The sequence below is a fragment of the Actinosynnema sp. NPDC049800 genome (genome assembly GCF_040656635.1).
Taxonomy (GTDB): Bacteria; Actinomycetota; Actinomycetes; order Mycobacteriales; family Pseudonocardiaceae; genus Actinosynnema.
On record NZ_JBFAMT010000003.1, the window covers coordinates 220,315 to 240,792 of the forward strand.

The 20,478-nt window shown below is 71.0% G+C and carries 16 protein-coding genes and 1 riboswitch; of the genes, 4 read left to right on the forward strand and 12 right to left on the reverse strand.

Going from position 1 to position 20,478, the window contains the following annotated elements; genetic code table 11:
- Nucleotides 1-23: 23 nt before the first annotated feature.
- Entirely contained in the window at nucleotides 24-3,554 is a 3,531-nt protein-coding gene (gene dnaE / locus AB0I91_RS06300; protein ID WP_498781721.1) for a DNA polymerase III subunit alpha, read from the reverse strand.
- 155 nt (nucleotides 3,555-3,709) lie between these two features.
- Between dnaE and AB0I91_RS06305 the strand changes: the two genes are divergently transcribed.
- Nucleotides 3,710-4,621: an AsnC family protein gene (locus tag AB0I91_RS06305; protein ID WP_498781722.1), complete on the forward strand. Its 912-nt coding sequence runs from the start codon at nucleotides 3,710-3,712 to the stop codon at nucleotides 4,619-4,621.
- Nucleotides 4,622-4,646: 25 nt separating this feature from the next.
- Here the strand turns inward: AB0I91_RS06305 and AB0I91_RS06310 are convergent, their stop codons facing one another.
- The 5 genes from AB0I91_RS06310 to AB0I91_RS06330 form a co-directional block, all read right to left on the reverse strand.
- Complete coding sequence (locus AB0I91_RS06310; protein WP_499635567.1) at nucleotides 4,647-5,879, reverse strand: multidrug effflux MFS transporter; 1,233 nt, start codon at nucleotides 5,877-5,879, stop codon at nucleotides 4,647-4,649.
- Nucleotides 5,880-5,987: 108 nt separating this feature from the next.
- A complete protein-coding gene (locus AB0I91_RS06315) occupies nucleotides 5,988-6,923 on the reverse strand; it encodes an RluA family pseudouridine synthase (protein WP_498781724.1) in 936 nt (311 codons plus the stop codon).
- A 73-nt stretch (nucleotides 6,924-6,996) separates the two neighbouring features.
- A complete protein-coding gene (gene lspA / locus AB0I91_RS06320; RefSeq protein ID WP_498781726.1) occupies nucleotides 6,997-7,581 on the reverse strand; it encodes a signal peptidase II in 585 nt (194 codons plus the stop codon).
- A 23-nt stretch (nucleotides 7,582-7,604) separates the two neighbouring features.
- Nucleotides 7,605-8,927 (reverse strand): aminotransferase class V-fold PLP-dependent enzyme, encoded by a 1,323-nt coding sequence (locus tag AB0I91_RS06325; RefSeq protein WP_498781727.1) that lies wholly within the window; start codon nucleotides 8,925-8,927, stop codon nucleotides 7,605-7,607.
- Nucleotides 8,928-8,966: 39 nt separating this feature from the next.
- Nucleotides 8,967-9,081, reverse strand: a riboswitch (SAM riboswitch).
- Nucleotides 9,082-9,221: 140 nt separating this feature from the next.
- Complete coding sequence (locus AB0I91_RS06330; RefSeq protein WP_499635569.1) at nucleotides 9,222-10,703, reverse strand: potassium/proton antiporter; 1,482 nt, start codon at nucleotides 10,701-10,703, stop codon at nucleotides 9,222-9,224.
- Between the two features lie 197 nt (nucleotides 10,704-10,900).
- On the opposite strand from AB0I91_RS06330, the gene AB0I91_RS06335 reads away from it, so the two are divergent.
- Entirely contained in the window at nucleotides 10,901-11,848 is a 948-nt protein-coding gene (locus AB0I91_RS06335; RefSeq protein WP_499635572.1) for a M28 family metallopeptidase, read from the forward strand.
- On the opposite strand, the gene AB0I91_RS06340 is transcribed toward AB0I91_RS06335, so the two are convergent.
- Together AB0I91_RS06340 and AB0I91_RS06345 are read right to left on the reverse strand one after the other, a co-directional pair.
- Nucleotides 11,845-12,126 (reverse strand): DUF167 domain-containing protein, encoded by a 282-nt coding sequence (locus AB0I91_RS06340; protein ID WP_498781731.1) that lies wholly within the window; start codon nucleotides 12,124-12,126, stop codon nucleotides 11,845-11,847. The two genes, AB0I91_RS06335 and AB0I91_RS06340, sit on opposite strands and share 4 nt — an antisense overlap.
- Nucleotides 12,119-12,667: a TetR/AcrR family transcriptional regulator gene (locus tag AB0I91_RS06345; RefSeq protein ID WP_499635574.1), complete on the reverse strand. Its 549-nt coding sequence runs from the start codon at nucleotides 12,665-12,667 to the stop codon at nucleotides 12,119-12,121. The genes AB0I91_RS06340 and AB0I91_RS06345 overlap by 8 nt, the downstream gene beginning before the upstream one ends.
- 125 nt (nucleotides 12,668-12,792) lie before the next feature.
- Here AB0I91_RS06345 and AB0I91_RS06350 point away from each other — a divergent pair, with 125 nt between their 5' ends.
- Nucleotides 12,793-13,353, forward strand: coding sequence for an RNA polymerase sigma factor (locus AB0I91_RS06350; RefSeq protein WP_498781734.1), 561 nt, complete (start codon nucleotides 12,793-12,795; stop codon nucleotides 13,351-13,353).
- A gap of 98 nt (nucleotides 13,354-13,451) precedes the next feature.
- The gene (locus AB0I91_RS06355; protein WP_499635723.1) at nucleotides 13,452-14,018 is read left to right on the forward strand and encodes an RNA polymerase sigma factor; all 567 of its coding nucleotides are present in this window, start codon (nucleotides 13,452-13,454) and stop codon (nucleotides 14,016-14,018) included.
- A gap of 75 nt (nucleotides 14,019-14,093) precedes the next feature.
- Here the strand turns inward: AB0I91_RS06355 and AB0I91_RS06360 are convergent, their stop codons facing one another.
- The 4 genes from AB0I91_RS06360 to wag31 all read right to left on the reverse strand — a co-directional run bounded on the left by AB0I91_RS06360 (nucleotide 14,094) and on the right by wag31 (nucleotide 20,478).
- Nucleotides 14,094-15,347, reverse strand: a complete 1,254-nt coding sequence (locus AB0I91_RS06360; protein WP_499635577.1) for a chymotrypsin family serine protease — start codon at nucleotides 15,345-15,347, stop codon at nucleotides 14,094-14,096.
- Nucleotides 15,348-15,683: 336 nt separating this feature from the next.
- Nucleotides 15,684-18,791 (reverse strand): isoleucine--tRNA ligase, encoded by a 3,108-nt coding sequence (gene ileS / locus AB0I91_RS06365; RefSeq protein ID WP_498781737.1) that lies wholly within the window; start codon nucleotides 18,789-18,791, stop codon nucleotides 15,684-15,686.
- A 318-nt stretch (nucleotides 18,792-19,109) separates the two neighbouring features.
- Complete coding sequence (locus AB0I91_RS06370) at nucleotides 19,110-19,610, reverse strand: hypothetical protein (protein WP_499635726.1); 501 nt, start codon at nucleotides 19,608-19,610, stop codon at nucleotides 19,110-19,112.
- Nucleotides 19,611-19,662: 52 nt separating this feature from the next.
- Nucleotides 19,663-20,478 (reverse strand): DivIVA-like cell division protein Wag31, encoded by an 816-nt coding sequence (gene wag31 / locus AB0I91_RS06375; RefSeq protein ID WP_106613404.1) that lies wholly within the window; start codon nucleotides 20,476-20,478, stop codon nucleotides 19,663-19,665.

Sequence of the window (20,478 nt, forward strand, 5' to 3'; positions counted from 1 at the left end):
CGATTGCGGACTTTGTCACCCGATCAGCCCAAGCACCCAGGGCCGAGCAGAGCCTTCAAATCACCCATAAGGGACGGTGTGGGCGTAACCCGGAGGGCGTCGTCCAGCTTCAGCAACGTGTTGCGGCTGCTGTTGATGACCAGGTTCAGGTGCACCTCGGTGGTGCCGGGGTGCGCGGAGAGGACTTCCTTGAGCGACGTCACGAGCTTCGGGTCGCAGCGCGACGCCGCCACCTTCAGCCTCAACGCCTGCGCGCCCAGCTCCGACAGGTCCGGCACGACCAGGTCGTTGGCGATCAGCGAGATCCGGTCCTCCCGCTTGGCCACCCGCGCCTTGACCAGCACGATCGCGTCCTCGGCCACCGACATGCCGTGCACCACGTAGCTCTTGGGGAAGAACAGCACCTCGATGCCGCCGGCGAGGTCTTCGAGCATCGCCGACGCCCACGGCTCGCCGTTCTTGTTCACCCGGCGGGTGACCGTCGCGAGGATGCCGCCCAGCGTGACCTGCGTGCCGTCCGGCACGTCGCCTTCCAGGATGCGCGGGATCGTGGTGTCGGAGTAGGAGCTGAGCACCTGCTCCACGCCGTTGAGCGGGTGGCCGGACACGTACAGGCCCAGCATCTCCCGCTCCAGCGTGAGCTGGTGCTTGGACTCCCAGTGCTCGTCGGGGATCTTGACGTCGAACACGCTCGTGCCGTCGTCGCCGCCACCGTCGCCGAACAGGTCGAACTGGCCGCGCGCCTCTTCCTTCTTGGTCAGCATGATCGCGTCGACCGCCTCGACGTGCACCATGTGCAGGCCCTTGCGCGGGTGGCCGAGCGAGTCGAACGCGCCCGCCTTGATCAGCGATTCGACGACCTTCTTGTTGCACGCCTGCACGTCGACCTTGCGCAGGAAGTCGGAGAAGTCGGCGAACTTCCCCTTCTCCTTGCGGGTCTTGATGATGGCGTCGACCACGTTCGCGCCGACGTTGCGGATCGCGCCCAGGCCGAACCGGATGTCGTTGCCGACCGCGACGAACTCGCGCTCGGACTCGTTGACGTCCGGCGGCAGCACGGTGATGCCCATCCGCCGGCACTCGGCCAGGTAGATGGCCGACTTGTCCTTGTTGTCCGAGTTCGTGGTGAGCAGCGCGGCCATGTACTCGCCGGGGTAGTTGGCCTTGAGGTACGCCGTCCAGTACGCGATCAGGCCGTACGCGGCGGAGTGCGCCTTGTTGAACGCGTAGTCCGCGAAGGGGACCAGGATGTCCCACAGCGTCTTGATCGCCTCGGGCGAGTAGCCGTTGGCGATCATGCCCGCCTCGAAGCCCTCGTACTCCTTGTCGAGGATCTCCTTCTTCTTCTTGCCCATCGCGCGGCGGAGCAGGTCCGCTTGGGCCAGCGAGTAGCCCGCCACCTTCCGCGCGATCGCCATGACCTGCTCCTGGTACACGATCAGGCCGTACGTCGTGTCCAGGATCTCGGCCAGCGGCTCGCGCAGCTCCTCGTGGATCGGCACGATCTCCTGCTGCTTGTTCTTGCGCAGCGCGTAGTTCGTGTGCGAGTTCGCGCCCATCGGGCCCGGCCGGTACAGCGCGATGACGGCCGAGACGTCCTCGAAGTTGTCCGGCCGCATCAGCCGCAGCAGGTCGCGCAGGGCGCCGCCGTCGAGCTGGAACACGCCCAGGGTGTCGCCGCGGCCCAGCAGCTCGTAGGTCTTGCGGTCGTCCAGGGGCACCGTCGAGATGTCGACGTCGCCCTTGCCGTTGAGCGCGATGTTCTTCAGCGCGTCGTCGATCGTGGTCAGGTTGCTCAGGCCGAGGAAGTCCATCTTCAGCAGGCCGAGCGTCTCGCACGTCGGGTAGTCGAACTGGGTGATGATCGACCCGTCCTGCGGGCGCATCCAGACCGGGATGTGGTCGGTCAGCGGCTCCGCGGACATGATCACCGCGCAGGCGTGCACGCCCGCGTTGCGGATCAGGCCCTCCAGCCCGCGGCCGGTGTCGATGATCTCCTTGACCTGCGGGTCGGTCTCGTACAGCGCGCGCACCTCGGCGGCCTCGGAGTACCGCTTGTGCGACGGGTCGAAGACGCCGGCCAGCGGGATGTCCTTGCCCATCACGGCGGGCGGCATGGCCTTGGAGATGCGGTCGGCCACCGCGTAGCCCGGCTGCCCGTACAGCACGCGGGCGGAGTCCTTGATCGCCGCCTTCGCCTTGATCGTGCCGAACGTGATCACCTGGGCGACCTTGTCGACGCCCCACTTCTCGGTGACGTACCGGATCACGTCGCCGCGCCTGCGCTCGTCGAAGTCGATGTCGATGTCGGGCGGGCTGACGCGGTCGGGGTTGAGGAACCGCTCGAAGATCAGGCCGTGTGCCAGCGGGTCGAGGTCGGTGATGCCCATCGCGTACGCGATCAGCGCGCCCGCGGCGGAACCGCGGCCCGGACCGACGCGGATGCCGTTGGCCTTGGCCCAGTTGATGAAGTCGGCGACCACCAGGAAGTACGACGGGAAGCCCATCTGCAGGATCACGTCGATCTCGAACTCGACCTGCTTGCGGTGGACCTCGTCGACGCCGTCCGGGAACCGGCGGCGCATGCCCTCCCAGACCTCGTCGCGGAAGTAGTCCGCCTCGGTCTTGCCCTCGGGGGTCGGGTAGCGCGGCATCAGGTTCTGGAAGGCGAACATGCCGGTGGTGTCGACCTTCTCGGCCACCAGCAGGGTGTTGCGGCACCCCTCCTGCCAGGCGTCGGAGGAGTCGATCGCGCGCATCTCGTCGGGCGACTTCAGGTGGTAGCCCGTGCCGTCGAACTTGAACCGGTTCGGGTCCGCGAGCGTCTTGCCGGTCTGCACGCACAGCAGCGCCGCGTGCGCGTCGCGGTCCTCGGAGTAGGTGTAGTGCGAGTCGTTGGTCACCACGAACGGGATGCTGAGCTTCTTGGCGATGTCCAGCAGCCCGCCCCGGACGCGGCTCTCGATCTCGATGCCGTGGTCCATGAGCTCGACGAAGAAGTTGTCGGCGCCGTAGATGTCGCGCCACTTCGCGGCGGCCTCCAAGGCCTCCTTCTCGTGGCCGAGGCGGAGCCTGGTCTGCACCTCGCCGGACGGGCAGCCGGTCGTCGCCATCAGCCCCGCCGAGTGCTCGGCGATCAGCTCGACGTCCATCCGGGGCCACTTGCCCAGCTGGCCCTCGGTGGAGGCGCGGCTGGACATCTTCATCAGGTTGTGCAGGCCCTCGTTGTTGCGAGCCCAGATCGTCTGGTGCGTGTACGCGCCGCTGGCGGAGACGTCGTCGGCCTTCTGCCCGGGGTCGCCCCACAGGACGCGCTTCTTGTTGAAGCGGGACTCCGGCGCCAGGTACGCCTCGATGCCGACCACCGGCTTGATGCCGGCCGCGGTCGCCTGCTTGTAGAAGTCGTACGCGCCGTACATGTTGCCGTGGTCGGTGATCGCGGCGGCGGGCATGCCCATCCGCTCGCACTCGGCGAACATGTCCTTCAGCTTGGCCGCGCCGTCGAGCATCGAGTACTCGGTGTGCACGTGGAGGTGCACAAACGAGTCGGACACCCAAACCCCCCTGAAGATCGCAGCGGGCCCGGGACGAAGCGCGGGCAAGACATCGGCGAGCCTATCCCGAGAACACTCCGTAATCGGGACAAGGGGTGTGCGTGTCGTGCGGGCCGATGCCGCGAAGATCTCCCCGGGCGGGTAGCGTTCGAGGTGTGGTAGCGCCGGACCCCGTCGACGCCCGTCTCCTGGCCATGATCGCCGAGATGGGTCGTGCCGCCGTGCACGAGGTGGCCGCACGGCTGGGCATGGACCCCCGGGAGGCCGCCACCCGGCTGATCACGTTGTCCGGCAGCGGGTTGCCGCTGCTCGTCGGCGTGGAGTGCGACCCGAACGGCATCCGCAAGGCGCTGGCCAACAGCGTGGCGTGGGGCAACTACTCGGGGCCCGGCGGCCAGGCCGCCCGCGGCACGCCGAGCGGGCCGTACCCGCCGCCGCCGGGCACGGTGCAGGGCACGCCGTCCGGCTCCTACCCCGGCTACCCCGGTCCGCAGGGGCCGCCGAGCACCCCGTTCCCGGCGCAGCCGCAGACCGGTCCGCAGCCCGCGGCGTCCGGTCCGGTGCGCGTGCCGGAGCCGGTCAGCACGTGGGGCGTGCCGGGCACGTCCGGCTGGGCTCGCGGCGACCAGGCGCCCGCGCCGCGCTCGCGCACCGGCAAGATCGGCAGCACGTTGGAGACCGAGGGCCTGGAGGGCGCCCGGTTCACCATCCAGCTGGTCGAGGTGGTCGACCCGGCGGACTTCCTGTTCACCGCGGCCGGGTACAAGCTGGCCGACGGCGAGCGGGCCGTGGTCGTGCACACGGAGCTGGCGAACATCGGCCAGGTGCCGTTCAACGCGCTGCCCGACATGTACCTCGTGCTGATGACCAACAAGGGTGAGACGGTCGGCAAGGCGCCGGTGTCGCTGTCGTCCCGGCCGCCGCACAAGATCGGCGTGCAGCCGGGCGAGACGGCCGGCGGCCACACCGTCTACGTGCTGCCCGAGGACACCGTGATCTTCTCGGTGCGCTGGAGCTCCCGCCCCGAGACCGACCTGAACACCCTGGTCTGGACCATCGACGACTGACCGGCCCGCGTGTCCGACGTCGGGCTCACGCGTGCTGGGTGTCGGGCTCGCGGCGGGCGGTCGGTTCGGCGTCCCGGGTGATGCCCACGTCGCCCCTGGTCAGGACGGCGAACAGGATCACGGCCAGGACCGTCGCGCCCGCCATCACGGTCACCATCGGCAGCACGCTCGCCGAACCGCCCGCGCCGACCAGCGGCGCCATCAGGCCACCGACCATGAACGTCGTCACGCCCAGCACGGCCGACGCGCTGCCCGCCGCCTCCGGGTGCCGCGCCATCGCCAGCGACCCGGCGTTCGGCATGAGCAGGCCGACGCTCATCGTCAGCACGAACAGCGGTGGCAGGAACGTCGCCAGCCCGCCGCCGACGAGCCCGCCCACCAGCAACCCGATCCCACCGGTCGCCGCACCCGCCAGCCCGATCTTGAGCAGTGGGCGCGGCATGATCCGGCCCGTCAGCCTGGTGTTGAGCAGCCCCGCCAGGACGATCGCCACCGAGTTCGCGCCGAACACCAGGCTGAACTGCTGCGGGCTCAACCCGTACACGCCCTGGAGCACGAACGACGCCCCGGCGACGTAGCCGAACAGGGAGCCCAGCGCCAGCGCCGACGCCAGCGCGTAGCCGACGAACTTGCGGTCGGCCAGCAGCCCGCCGAACACCTTGATCGTGAGCAGCAGGTTCGCCGGCCGCCGCTTGTTCCGCGGCAACGTCTCCGGCAGGCCCACGGCCAGGGCGATCAGCAGGGCCAACCCGATCAACGCGAGCGCGATGAACGTGCCGCGCCAACTGGTGAACCTCAGCAGCTGACCGCCCAGCACCGGGGCCGCCACCGGCCCCAGGCTGTTGACCAGCATCATCAACGACATGAACCGCGCCATCGCGAGACCCTCGAACCGGTCGCGCGCCACCGCCATCGCGATCACGAACCCGGCCGCCACGCCGAGCCCTTGCAGCAGCCGCAGGCCGGAGAGCGCGAGCGCGCTGGGCGCCACCGCGCAGAACAGCGAGGTCACGACGTAGCTGCCGATCCCGACCAGCAGCGGACGCCGCCTGCCCCACGAGTCCGACAGCGGGCCCACGAGCAGCTGCCCGACCGACAGACCGATGATGAACGTGGTCAGCGACAGCTGGATCTGCGACTCGGTCGAGCCGAACTCCGCCGCGATGCCCGGGAACGCGGGCAGGTAGGTGTCGATCGAGAGCGGGCCGAGCAGGCACAGGGTGCCCAGCAGCACCACCAGTCGGGACCTGTTGTCCATCGCCAACCCCCAGTGCTCGTCTGGCAAAAGCTTCGCAAGCCAAACGATCCGGGGAAAGCGATATGTCCGAGGTCACGCGCTGGGCGCAAGTGTTTCGCCCCGGACGGCTCAATATCCCTCTGCGCGCAGGAATTCCAGGGCGGCGGCGAGGTCGTCGGGGTACTCGCTGGTGAACGACACCCACTGGTTGTCGGCCGGGTGGTGGAAGCCGAGCGTGCGGGCGTGCAGCCACTGCCTGGTGACGCCGAGGCGCTTGGCCAGCACCGGGTCCGCGCCGTAGGTGATGTCGCCGACGCACGGGTGCCGCAACGCGGAGAAGTGCACCCGGATCTGGTGCGTGCGACCGGTTTCCAGGTGCACGTCGAGCAGCGACGCGGCGCGGAACGCCTCCACCACCTCGTAGTGCGTGATGCTCGGCTTGCCGTTCGCCATCACGGCGAACTTGTAGTCGTGCTTGGGGTGCCGGTCGATCGGCGCGTCGATGGTGCCCTTGATCGGGTCCGGGTGGCCCTGCACGAGCGCGTGGTAGAGCTTGTCGACCGTGCGCTCCTTGAACGCGTGCTTCAACGCCGAGTACGCGTGCTCGCTCTTGGCCACCACCATGACGCCGGTCGTGCCGACGTCCAGCCGGTGCACGACGCCCTGGCGCTCGGCGGCGCCCGACGTGGCGATCCGGACGCCCGCCGCGGCCAGGCCGCCGACCACGGTCGGACCGGTCCAGCCGGGGCTGGGGTGCACGGCCACGCCGACCGGCTTGTCGACCACGATCACGTCGTCGTCCTCGTGCAGGACCACCAGGCCCTCCACGGGCACGGCCTGCACCTGCACCGGGCGTTCCGGCTCGGGGAGGGTGATCTCCAGCACGGAGCCCGCGACCAGGCGGTCCGACTTGCCGGCGGGCTGCCCGTCGAGCACGACGTCACCCGATTCGGTCAACGCCGCCACCACGGTCCGCGACAGGCCGAGGAGCTTGGCCAGACCGGCGTCGACCCTCATCCCGTCCAAGCCGTCCGGCACCGGAAGGGACCGGTAGTCGCCGCTCATGCGCACACCTCGCTGACGCTCGGCGTGGCAAGAGCGGGGCCGGCTGCGTTGAATGACTCGCTCGCAAGCTCGCTCATGCGCCCGCCTTCTTCTCGCTGGACTTCTTCTCCACGCGGGTGCCGTCGTAGTCGCGCTGGAGCAACGCCATCAGCACGATCACGCCGCCGCCCACGCAGATGGCGGAGTCCGCCAGGTTGAACACGGGGAAGAAGTTGCCCCACGGGTCGAGCACCGAGATGAAGTCGACCACGCCGCCGCGCAGCGGGCCGGGGCCGCGGAAGATCCGGTCGACCAGGTTGCCCATCGCGCCGCCCAGGACCAGGCCGAGGCCGATGGCCCAGCCGACCGACCGCAGCCGGCGCGCGATCCACAGGATGAACACGACCACGCCGGAGGCGATCAGGGCGAGGATCACCGTCCAGCCCTCGGCCAGGCCGAACGCGGCGCCGGTGTTGCGGATCAGCGGCAGGTAGAGCAGGCCGCCGAACAGCTCGATCGGCTCGCGCCCCTCCAGCTTGTCCACCGCGATGATCTTGCTGACCAGGTCGAGCGCCAACACCAGCGGCGCGATGACGGCCAGCAGCAGGACCCGTCGCTTCGGCAGCGGTGCGTCCGGCTGGTCCGGCGTGTCCGGCTCGGTGTTGGGATCGGTGCTCACCGGGCCATTGTCCAGCATCGGAGTCAGCGCAGGAACGGCGGGAGCGCGCGCTGGTCGTCCAGCGGCGCCCAACGACCCTCCCGGACCTCGTACTCCCACCGCGAGCCCTCGACCACGAGCGCGCGCAACGCGGCCACGAACCGGTCCACGTGCTCCTCGGTGGTGCCCAGCCCGATCGACGCGCGCAGCGCGCGTTCGCCGTGGGCGAGCCGGTGCACGGCCACGTGCGCGCAGAACGCGCCGTCACGCACGCCGATGCCGTGCTCGGCGGACAGCGCGGCGGCCAGGTAACCGGCGTCCTGGCCACCGACGGTGAAGCTCACCACACCCACCCGGTCCTGGTCCGAGCCGAACAGCGTCAGCTCGTGCACGCCGGGCACGGTCTTCAGGCCCTCGCGCAGCCGCGCCAGCAGCACGCGCTCGTGCTCGGTGGTCTGCTCCCAGTGCCTGCCCAGCACGTCGCACGCCACGGCCAGCGCGTGCACGCCCACCACGTTCGGCGTGCCCGCCTCGTGCCGCTCGGGCACCGCCGACCAGGCCACGCCCAGCCGGTCGCCGTGGTCGGTGACGCGGGCCGTCGCACCACCGCCCACCAGGTACGGCTCGGCGGCCTGCAACCAGTCGGACCGGCCGACCAGCACGCCCGCGCCGAACGGGGCGTAGATCTTGTGCCCCGAGAGCACGGTGTAGTCGACGTCCAGCGCACGCACGTCCACCGGCCGGTGCGGCGCGAGCTGGGCGGCGTCCAGGGCGATCCGGGCGCCGTGCCGGCGGGCCACCCGGGCCAGCTCGGCCACCGGCCAGATCTCGCCGGTCACGTTGGACGCGCCGGTCACCACGACCAGCCGCGGGCCGACCGGCGCCGCGCGCAGCGCCCGGTCCAGCTCCAGCACCGCCTGGGCGGGCGAGGCCGGCGTGCGCAGGCGACGCACGTTCGGGCCGCGCCACGGCAGCAGCGCGGCGTGGTGCTCGGTGTCGAAGAGGATCACGGCGGTGTGCTTCGGCAGGCTCCTGGCCAGCAGGTTCAGCGCGTCGGTGGTGTTGCGGGCGAACACCACGGCGTCGCTGTCGCGGGCGTTGAGGAACCGCCGGACCGACGAGCGGGCCTGCTCGTAGACCTTGGTGCTGACCTGCGAGGCGAAGCCCGCGCCCCGGTGCACGCTGGCGTACCAGGGCAGCACCTCGTCCACGGCGTCGCGGACCTGCTCCAGGCACGGCGCGCTGGCCGCGTGGTCGAGGTTGGCGTACTCGACGCGCTCACCGGTGACCAGCGGCACGCGCAGCGACGCGCCGACCACACGGGGCAGAGCCGCGACGGTGGTGGTGAGGGGAACTGCGATCGTCATGACGCCCTCCGGGGTCCGGGGACACCCCACCGGAGAGGGAGCCCGCGCTTGCCGGGCGCCCTGCGCGCCAGGCCAGGTCCTCACCAGGGGCACCCCACCGCGGTAGGAGGGTTGCCGGCCAGCAAGCCTGGGCTTAGCGCTGGCACTCATGACCTTCGCCCCGAAGCTAACCCAGCCCGCGCGTCCCCGTCGAGGGGCGTTCACATCCTGGGAGCGCCACGGCGGGGCCGGCGTCGCGATCCTGGGGCGTCACGACGGGGCCGGCGCGGGACGTCACGAGCCGTCCCGGGCACGTCACGGCAGACCGACGTCGCCCTTCCAGCGCGCGAACCGACCCGCCCGGTCCACGGCGCGGATGCGGCGCTCGGTCGCCGTGCGCATGGCCTCGGTGCACACCACCAGCAGCTGGTCGTGCTCCTGCAAGCGGGTCGTCGGCTGCGGCGTGAAGCCGTTCGCGTCCCGCACCACGAGGCTCACCGACGAGCCCGGCGGCAGCCGCAGCTCGGACAGGTACACGCCGTGCAGCTTGGAGCCGGGCTGGATGCGGACCTGGAGCAGCTCCGCGCCCAGGTCGTCCAGCGCCGACGAGTCGACCTGCACCTCGTGCGCCTCGCCGGACTTGACCAGCCCCAGCCACTTGGCCAGCCACGGCAGGCTCGTGCCCTGCACCACGGTCAGCACCACGACCAGCACGAACACCGCGTCCACCAGCTGCTGCGCCCCGCGCACGCCCTGGATCAGCGGGATCAGGGCGAACACGATCGGCACGGCCCCGCGCAGCCCGGACCACGAGATGAACACCTGCTCCCGCCACGGCACCCGGAACGGCAGCGCCGCGAACGCCACCGACAGCGGCCGGGCCAGCAGCACCAGCACCGCGCCCGCCACCAGCGCGGGCACCAGCGCGTCGAGCAGCCGTCCCGGCGACGCGTACAGGCCGAGCAGCACGAACAGGCCGATCTGCGCGATCCAGCCCAGCCCTTCGGCGAACGACAGGGTGTCCGCCCGGTGCGGCAGGCGGGCGTTGCCGAGCACGAGGGCGGCGATGTAGACGGCCAGGAAGCCGGACGCGTGCGCGAGGTCGCCGACGGTGTAGGCGAGCAGGCACACCGCGACCGTGGCCAGCGGGTACAGGCCGGTGGCGGGCAGCGCGGCCCGGCGCAGGCCGACGCCGCCGAGCCAGCCGAGCACGATCCCGATCGCCCCGCCCGCGATCAGCTCGTAGCCCATCAGCAGCGGCGCGGTCCACGTGATCGGGTCCGGCGCGGCGAGCAGCACGACGGCGATGTAGACCGGCGCGTCGTTGATGCCGGACTCCAGTTCCAGCGAGCCGATGAGCCGCTTGCCGACGCCCACCCCGCGCAACACGCTGAACACGGCCGCCGCGTCGGTGGACGACAGCACGGCGCCCCACAGCAGCGCCGTGCGCCAGTCCATGTCCAGCAGGAAGTGCAGCGCAAACCCGGTGACCGCGATGCTCACGCCGACGGCGACCGTCGACAGCGCGATGCCGAGGCCGAGCGCGGGCTTCACCGCGCTCCACCGGGTGGTGAGACCACCCTCGGTGAGGATCAGCACGAGCGCCACCGTGCCGAGTGAGCGGGTCAGGTCGGCGTCCTCGAACTGGATGCCCACCACGGCTTCGCCGAGCAGCACCCCGATGCCGAGGTAGAGCAGGAGGGACGGCAGACCGAGCCGGATCGACACCCTGACCGCGATGACCGAGAGCAGCAGGACCGCGGCGGCTATGCCCAAGTAGCCCGTCACATCGCCCACTCGACCTCCACGCCGCCGCTGCGTCACCCGACGGGGTCATTCTCCCCGGTGATACCGAAATGGACGAATCCGGCACCGCACGCAGCGTCACCAGCCGAACGTCGCTAGCGGGAACCATGCGAAACCGTGCATGTTGACGACAGGGTCCGCCGCCCCCGGTCACCTCCACGTCCCCGCACCTCCCTGCTGGAGTCACCGTGAAGCTGCGAACGATCTCCATCGCGCTGGTCACCACCGGCGCGCTCCTCGGCTCGGGCCCCGGCCCGGCCACCGCCGCGCCGCCCTCCGCCCTGGCCGGGCCGAACATCCCGGTCTCCGCCGTGCAGGCCGACCTGGCCCAGCTCCAGAGCATCGCCACCTCGAACGGCGGCAACCGGGCGCACGGCCGTCCGGGCTACCTGGCCTCGGTGAACTGGGTGAAGTCCAAGTTGGACGCCGCCGGGTTCACCACCAGGGTGCAGTCGTTCACCAGCAACGGCGCCACCGGCTACAACCTGATCGCCGACTGGCCGGGCGGCGACCTGAACAACGTGGTCATGCTCGGCGGCCACCTCGACAGCGTGTCGGCGGGCCCGGGCATCAACGACAACGGCACCGGCTCGGCCGGGCTGCTGGAGGTCGCGCTGGCCGTGCGGTCCACCGGCTTCCAGCCGACCAAGCACCTGCGCTTCGCCTGGTGGGGCGCGGAGGAGCTGGGCCTGGTCGGCTCGACGTACTACGTGAACTCGCTGTCCACAACGGACCGCTCCCGGATCGACGCCTACCTCAACTTCGACATGATCGGCTCGCCTAACCCGGGCTACTTCGTCTACAGCGCGTCCGGCCAGCCGTCGGGCTCCCTGCGGCTCCAGCAGACGCTCCAGGGCTACTTCGGCTCGATCGGCGTGCCGACCGAGCTGACCAGCGTGGGCGGGCGGTCCGACCACGCCGCGTTCGCGCGGGCGGGCATCCCGGTCGGCGGCACGTTCACCGGCGCCGAGGGCATCAAGACCTCCGCCCAGGCGCAGAAGTGGGGCGGCTCGGCCGGTGTCGCGTTCGACCGCTGCTACCACCGCTCGTGCGACACCTCGTCGAACGTGAACGCGACCGCGCTCGACCGCCACACCGACGCCATCGCGCACACCCTGTGGACGCTGGCGGCCTAGCCGTCCAGCAGCCGCGCCAGCAGCTCGGCGGCGCCGGCCGGGGCGGGGTCGACCCGCACGACCTTGTCCCGGCCGCGCTCGCCCGCGACCACCTCGACGTCCTGCCTGCGCACGCCGAACGCCTTGGCCAGCGCCTTGCGGACGGCCTCGTTCGCCTTGCCCTCCACGGCGGGCGCGGCGACCGCGACGACCAGCGCGCCGTCACCCCACCGGCCGCCGACGGCCTCGCGCTTCGCGCCCGGCTTGACCCTGATCGAGAACCGGAAGGCGTCAGCCACGGCACAGCACCAGGGTCAACGTCTCCTCCACCAACGCCCGCCGCGCCCGCACCAGGTGCGGGCCGGCCGCCAGCAGCTGGGCCTGCCCCAGGTAGACCGAGTAGGCGAGCACGGCCCGCCGGCGCGCCACGTCGGCGGCGAAGCCCAGCCCGACGAACAGCTCCTCCAGGTAGCCGATGCGGCGCTCCGTGACGCGGCCGAGCACCGGCGCCACCGCCGGGTCGTCCTTGGCCGCGAGCATGGCCAGCTCGACCGCGCTGTGCTCGACGTCCTCCAGCACGGTGGCGAACAGCAGCCGCAGCCTCTCCGACGGCTCCGACACCGAACCGACGAGCTCGATCACGGCCTCGGTGTGCTCGCGCTCCCAGCGTTCCAGGGTGGCCTTGAGCAGGGCTTCCCGGTTGGGGAAGTGCCAGTAGGCGCTGCCCTTGGTCGCCCCGATGCGCGCCGCGAGCGGTTCCACCGCGACCGCCGCGACCCCGCCCTCGACCAGCGCCCGCAGGGCCACCTCGGTCCAGTCGTCGCGCGTCCGCCGTGCCATGTCCCCATACGCTATCGAATGGAAGCCCGGCCGCGGCCGTCGCAGCGGTGGCCCCCGACCGGATTTCCTCCACAACCTCCGGTCTCGTCCGTCTACCCGGTACGGGACCGGAGGGGGGAGGGTTCGTGACGCCGGAGGATCCCGACGACCACGCGGCCACCTTCAGCGACTTCTACCACCGGGAGCGCACCCGGCTGTTCCGCTTCGCGGCCGTGATGTCACCCCACCTGGACCACGAGTCGGCGGTCCAGGAGGCGTTCGTCGGCGCGTGGCGGAACTGGCCGGTGATCGCTCCCGGCGCCCGACGTGCTTGGCTGGTGAAGACGATCCGCAACCTGCTGGTGGACCAGGCCCGTCGGCGGGAGCGGCCGGGCGACCTCACCGACGAGGTCCTCGCCCGGCAGCGCGGCACGTACCGGATCCTGGTGCCCAAGCAGCGGGACGCCGAGGCGTGGCACGAGCTGGTCAGCACGCTGGCGGCGGTCGCGAACCTGCCGGACCACCTGCGCACCGCGCTGGTCCTGCGGTTCTGGGACTTCGACGACGACGAGATCGCCGACGTGCTGGGCTGTCGGCGCGCGTCCGTGCGGCGGTACGTGTCGCAGGCGCGGGCGCGGGTCAGCGAGCGGGTCGGCAACGAGGAGCGACGGGTGCGCGGCTCCCAGCGCGGGAAGGAGACGTCATGACCGACGAGCTGGATCCCCGACTCGACCACCTGCGCGCCGAACTGGCCGAAGCCATCCCGGAGGACCCCGGCACGGACGACCTCGGCGTGGCGGCGATCATGGCGCAGGCGTCCCGGTACGAGCGGCAGGCCGCCCTGGTGCAGGCCGCGCGGTCCGGTTCACGGGCGGCGCTGGACTCCCTGGTCGCCGAGCTGACGCCGTTGGTGTGGCACGTGGCCAGGGGCAACGGCCTGGACCAGCCCACCGCCGAGGACGTCGTGCAGACGGTGTGGCTGAGCCTGCTGCGGCACCTGGACCGGCTGGCCGACCCGAAGGCCGTCGCGGGCTGGCTGATCGTCGCCACCCGCCGGGAGGCGCGACGCGCCTGGCGCGACCTCAACGGCCGCCCGGCCCTGTCCACCGACTCAGCCCTCGACATGCCCGACGACCGGTGGCTGCCGGAGCCGGAAGCCCTGCGCGACGACCGCGACCGGCGGCTCTGGCACGCGTTCAACGCGATGTCCCGGCGCTGCCAGGAGCTGCTGCGCCTGACCGTCCTGGCGGGCCGGGCCGAGTACCGGGCCGTGGCCGAGGCCCTGTCCATGCCGCGCGGCTCGATCGGCCCCACCCGGGGCCGCTGCCTGAACCAGCTGAAGGCCCGGTTGGAACGGGACGACGTGCGCTGACACCCGATCCTCGCGCCGAGCGGGGTGGCAGGCCTCGACCTGCCACCCCGCTCACGTCGCTCGCGCGGCGCGGTGTCACTGGGTGCTGGGCACCACCCCGAGGGCCTCGTTGATGGCGTTGACGTCGACGCTGAAGACCATCAGCGAGCACGTCCGCCCGTCACCGGCCGGCAGGCCCTGGCAGTCGTCCTCGTAGAACGTGTCGATGCTCTCGATCATGCCGAGGATGACGGCCTTGTCGAGCCCGTCGCTGGTCCGGGGCCGATAGGTCGGGCCACCGCTGTCACCGTTGCCCGCCGAGCCGATGCGCGACTGCTTGAGCGTCTCGAAACCGGGCCCCACGACACCTTCGGGGTAGTCGTACCAGACCCCGGTTTCGTACACGAGGACGTCATTGCACACCTCGCCGGAAAGCGCACCACCGTGGCACACGTATTCACCTTCGACCGCCTGGCTCCACGCGTGCACCTGCTTTCCGGTGCCCATCGACGAATCCCAGGCCCCGGTGTAGAGGACGGGGCTGTACCCGGGCCCCACCAGCAGCCGGGAGTCGGATTGGTAATCGTCGTCGACCGAAATCCCGTAAACCCGGTCGGAGACGCCCGCCATCCAGAATCCGTCCGGGCTGAAGCAGTGTTCCGCGGTAACGGCGCCCGTGCCGCCATCGGGCAGGTCGACGGCCCACCCGGCCGAGCAGATACTAGTCTGCGTCCGGTCGATCAGGAGGGCGCCGCCCCAGAAAGGGGCTGAATCGGCATAGCGCACGGCGCGCTCGCGCTTCCCCCTCTCGAACACCTCGATCGCCATCCGGCTCTCGATGCGCGCCGACGCGACCGAGACCACCGCGGGGTCGACGCCCACCTTGAGGCCCGTGTAGTCGTCGTTGGGCGCCGCCGTGACGGCCGGCTCGTAGGTCTCGAGGATCCGCCGCGACTCCGCGTGCAGTTCCTCCAGCGTGTAAGGCACGTCCTTGAACTCGACCGCGATGCCCGCGCCCTTCTCGGCGGCCACCAGCTCCCGCACCGCCGTGGGCACGTCACCGTGCCAGAAGAACGTGACTGCGAGCCGGTCGACGTCGATCTTCGCGTCCACGTAACCCGCGCGGTCCGGTGCGTTCGCGACCTGCTCCACCAGCCTGAGCAGCGGCTGCTGGCGGGTTGTCTTCGAATCGGGCGTCGCACCGCCACGGGGTGGCGCGACGTTCTTGTCCTGTGTCACCGAGGGAACACCTCCCAACGCCGACCTGACCTTGTCCGGCAAGGACTCCGACGTGTCCGCCGCCGACGGCAGCGCGGCCACCGCCGCCGCGACGACAATCCCCGCGGCCACTACCGCGACACGTCTGACACGCGAAGTTCCACCAGTTGTGAACACCATTCCCCCACACGCTGACCGTACTGTCCGGAAGGAATCTTCCGATCAGCAGGATCATGGACGCGCGAGGGGACCGACAACCCCCTTTCCCGGTGCCGCGGCCACCACGGGCGCCAGTGTAGTGCGAAAGGCGCACCGCCCGCACCGGGAAGGAGCAGCCACCCGAATCCGAATGACCGAGGAATCGGCCGGAAAGCGGGGAAGGGCCCGGAAAAGCGTTTCCCGCCGGCGGGATGGGAATTCCCGCCGGCGGGAAATGGAGCAAAGCCGGCCCGTTCGACCCGGGACGGGTCAGGCGCGGACGACCGCGACCCGGACCTTCTGGCCCTCGCCGACCACGCCGTCCGAGCCCTCGGCGACCTCGCCGTGCTCGACCGACTCGGCGAGCGTCTCCTCCTTCACGAACGCCTCGAACCGGCGCACCGCGTCCGCCACCGCCGCCGGCAGCTGCACCGTCAGCGCGATCCGGTCCGACACGTCCAGCCCGGCGTCCTTGCGCGCCTGCTGCACCACGCGCACCAGGTCGCGGGCCACGCCCTCGGCCGCCAGGTCCTCCGTCACCGCGGTGTCCAGCACGACCAGCCCGCCGCTGTTCGGCAGCGCCGCCGTCGCGCCCTGGTCGGTGGCGACCAGCCGCTGCTCGTACTCCTCCGGGAACAGCTCGATCCCGGCGGCCACGACGCGACCGTCCACCTCCTGCCAGTCACCCGCCTTGACGGCCTTGATGACCTTCTGCACGTCCGGCCCGAGGCGGGGACCGGCGGCACGCGCGTTGACCGCCAGCTGGAAGTGGCCGTGCGCGTCCACGTCCGTGGTGAGCTCGACCTCCTTGACGTTCACCTCGTCCCGCAGGATCCCGGTGAACGCCTCCAGCTGCGCCACCTCGCCCGAGGCGATCACGAGCTTCGCCAACGGCAACCGCACCCGCAGCTTGTTCGACTTCCGCAGCGACAACGCCGTGGACGCCACCTGCCGCACCTGGTCCATCGCGGCCACCAGGGCGTCGTCCGCGGGCAGGTCCGCCGCCGACGGGTAGTCGGCCAGGTGCACCGACCGGCCGCCGGTCAACCCGCGCCACACCGACTCCGCGGTCAGCGGCAGCAGCGGCGCCGCCACCCGGCACACGACCTCCAGCACGGTGTGCAGCGTGTCGATCGCGTCCTGGTCGCCGGACCAGAACCGGTCGCGCGAACGCCGCACGTACCAGTTGGTCAGCACCTCCAGGAACTCCCGGATCGAGGCGCACGCGCCCGAGATGTCGTACACGTCCAGCTGCGCCGTCACCCCGGCCACCAGGTCGTGCGTCTTCGCCAGCACGTACCGGTCCAGCACGTGCTCCGACGACGTCCGCCACTGCCCCTCGACCCCGTCCGCGTTGGCGTACAGGGCCAGGAAGTACCACGAGTTCCACAGCGGCAGCACGGCCTGCCGCACCGCGTCGCGGATGCCGCGCTCGGTCACCACCAGGTCGCCGCCGCGCAGGATCGGCGACGCCATCAGGAACCAGCGCATGGCGTCCGAGCCGTCGCGGTGGAACACCTCGTTGACGTCCGGGTAGTTCTGGCGCGACTTGGACATCTTCTGCCCGTCGTCGCCCAGCACGATCCCGTGCGCCACGCAGTTGCGGAACGCGGGCCGGTCGAACAGCGCCGTGGCCAGCACGTGCATGGTGTAGAACCAGCCGCGCGTCTGGCCGTTGTACTCGACGATGAAGTCGCCCGGGTAGTGGTCCTCGAACCACTGCGCGTTCTCGAACGGGTAGTGGACCTGGGCGAACGACATCGAGCCGGACTCGAACCAGCAGTCCAGCACCTCCGGCACCCGCCGCATCACGGACTTCCCGGACGGGTCGTCCGGGTTCGGCCGGGTCAGGTCGTCGATCGTGGGCCGGTGCAGGTCGGTCGGGCGCACGCCGAAGTCGCGCTCCAGCTCGTCCAGCGAGCCGTAGACGTCCACCCGCGGGTACGCCGGGTCGTCCGACACCCACACCGGGATCGGCGAGCCCCAGAACCGGTTGCGGGAGATGTTCCAGTCGCGGGCGTTCTCCAGCCACTTGCCGAACTGGCCGTCCTTGATGTGCTCGGGCACCCAGTTGATCTGCTGGTTCAGCTCGACCATGCGGTCCTTGAACCGCGAGACCGCGACGAACCACGACGACACGGCGCGCTGGATCAGCGCGTTGTCGCACCGCCAGCAGTGCGGGTACGGGTGGTCGTAGGTCTCGTGCCGCAGCAGCAGGCCCGCTTCCTTCAGGTCGCGGATGATCGGCTTGTTGGCCTCGAAGACCTGCAACCCCTCGTACGGCGGCACCTCGGCGGTGAACCGGCCGTGCGCGTCGACCGGCACGACGACCTCGATGCCCGCCGCGTCGGTGACGGCCTTGTCCTCCTCACCGAACGCGGGCGCGATGTGCACCATGCCCGTGCCGTCCTCGGTGGTGACGTAGTCGGCGGCCAGCACCTGGTGCGCGTTCTCCCGGCCGACGAAGAAGTCGAACGGCGGCGCGTACTTGCGCCCCACCAGGTCGGCGCCCTTGTACCGGGCCACGACCGGCGGCTCCTCGCCCAGCTCGCGGGCGTACGCGGGCACGCGGGCCTCGGCGAGCAGGTAGCGCTCGCCGTTCGCCTCGACGGTCACGTAGTCGACGTCCGGGTGCACGGCGGCGGCCAGGTTCGACGGCAGCGTCCACGGCGTGGTCGTCCAGACCAGGGCCAGCTCGCCGGTCTCCAGGCGCAGGCCGACGGTCACCGCCGGGTCCTGCCGGTCCCGGTAGGTGTCGTCCATCTTGGTCTCGGTGTTGGACAGCGGCGTCTCGCAGCGCCAGCAGTACCAGAGCACCCGGAAGCCCTCGTAGACCAGGCCCTTGTCCCACAGGGTCTTGAAGGCCCACATGACGCTTTCCATGTAGTCCAGGTCGAGGGTCTTGTAGTCGTTGTCGAAGTCCACCCAGCGGGCCTGCCGGGTCACGTAGTCGCGCCACTGGCCGGTGTAGCGGAGCACCGAGGTGCGGCAGGCCTCGTTGAACTTCTCGATCCCGAACGCCTCGATCTCGCTCTTGGACGAGAACCCGAGCTGCTTCTCCGCCTCCACCTCGGCGGGCAGGCCGTGGGTGTCCCAGCCGAAGCGGCGCTCGACGTGCTTGCCGCGCATGGTCTGGTAGCGCGGGACGACGTCCTTGACGTAGCCGGTGAGCAGGTGGCCGTAGTGCGGCAGGCCGTTGGCGAACGGCGGGCCGTCGTAGAAGACGAACTCGTTCGCCCCGTTCTCCCCGGCCGGGCGGGCGTCGATCGAGGCCTGGAACGTCCGGTCGGACTTCCAGAAGTCGAGGACACCCTCCTCGAGGGCGGGGAAGGACGGCTGGGAGGGAACGGAACCCTCGCCTGCCTTCGGGTAGGCCATCGTGCTGCTCCTCGCGTGCGTCCAACCGGCTCACGGGGACGACACGCCGGTCAGGCGCACCGCGGTACCACCCCGCTTGCCAGGGCGCGAAGGCACTGGCCTCTCTTCGACGGCTGTGACGGGCCGCTCCCGTCCGGTTCTACTGGGGCTCGCGCCCGTTCTTCCGGAGGCTCCCCGGTGATGGCCGGATCAACGCCGTGCTGCCACCCAGGGTAGCCGAACCGCGCAAACCACTTTGAGCCGTTCCCCTCGGAAGGGCCTCCCGACCCGTTGCCGAGCAGGGGCGTCCTCCGCGCACGCGATCCCGTGCAGCGGGACTCAGTCGGCTTCCGACCGGTCCGCGGTCCGCTTGCGGGCGGCGAGGCCGGCGTCCGGGCGGCACACCGCGCACGGCGTGAAGCCCAGTTGGCGCGCCTCGTCGACCGGCAGGCCCAGCGACGCCCGTGAGGCGAGCCAGGAGCAGTCGGCGAGGTGGTAGCGAGGACGCTCGTCCAGCACCCGCACCTCGTCCGTGAGCTCGCTCACGATCAAGGCGTCGGCCGCGTCCGTGTCCTCCTCGCCAGGTTCGAGATGTGCCTGATCGGGTGGACTTTCCGGGGTTTCGCCCTCGGTGCCCCGCGGCACCTCGTGTTGATCGCCGGCGCTAACCTGGTGATCAACAACTGCGGCGCCGGCAGCCTGGGGGCCCGACCGGCGGCGAAGCCACCAGTCGAGCACCAGGACCACGGCAGCGGCCCCGCTCGCACCCACGGACAACCAGGCCCAGTGCGTCTGGGCGCTGGTGAGCGCGGGCACGAGCAACCCCAGGGCTGCCAGCACCAACAGCAGGACTGTGTAGAGCACGTCGAGCAGACTAGATCAGCAACGCCGATCAGCCGGCTTCGGCGCGCGCCCCGAACGAGTACCCACCCTGCTGACGGCCGTCGGACGGCGCGGCGGGGCCGCGGTCCTGCAGGTCGCGCAGCGACGACTCGAGCATCGTCTTGAGCCTCGTGCGGTACTCGCGCTCGAAGGTCTGCAGCTTGTCGATCTGCTTCTCGAGCGTGTTCTTCTCCTGGGTGATGTTGCCCATCACCTCGGCGTGCTTGCGCTGCGCGTCGCGGTCGAGCGCGCTGGCCTTCTCACGGGCCTGCCGCTCCAACGTCTCGGCGCGGGTCCGCGCGTCGTTCAGCATGGTCTCGGCACGCGTGCGCGCCTCGTTGACCATCGTGTCGGCCTTGGACCGCGCCTCGGACAACAACTGCTCCGACTTGGTCCTGGCCTCCGACAGCATCCCGTCGGCCTCGGCCTTGGCCTCGCCGGTGAGCCGGTCGGCCATCTCCTGGGCCAGGCCGAGCACCTTGGCGGCCTGGACGTGGTGGTCACCACCACCGCCGGGCGATGTCTGCTCCAGCGCCGAAGGGGGCGGCACCGGAGCGAGCCTGCGGGGCTCGTCCACGACGCGGCTCGGGCCGACGCCCGCGGCAACCTTCGCCCGGGCGTCTTCGAGGTCGGCACGCGCGGTCTCGACCTGCTGGTCGAGCTGCTCGACCTGCTGGCGCAGGTCGTTGTTCTCCTCGATCAGGCGGGCCAGTTCGCCCTCAACCAGGTCGAGGAACGCGTCCACCTCGTCCTCGTTGTAGCCCCGCTTGCCAATCGGCGGCTTGCTGAACGCGACGTTGTGCACGTCCGCGGGGGTCAACGGCAT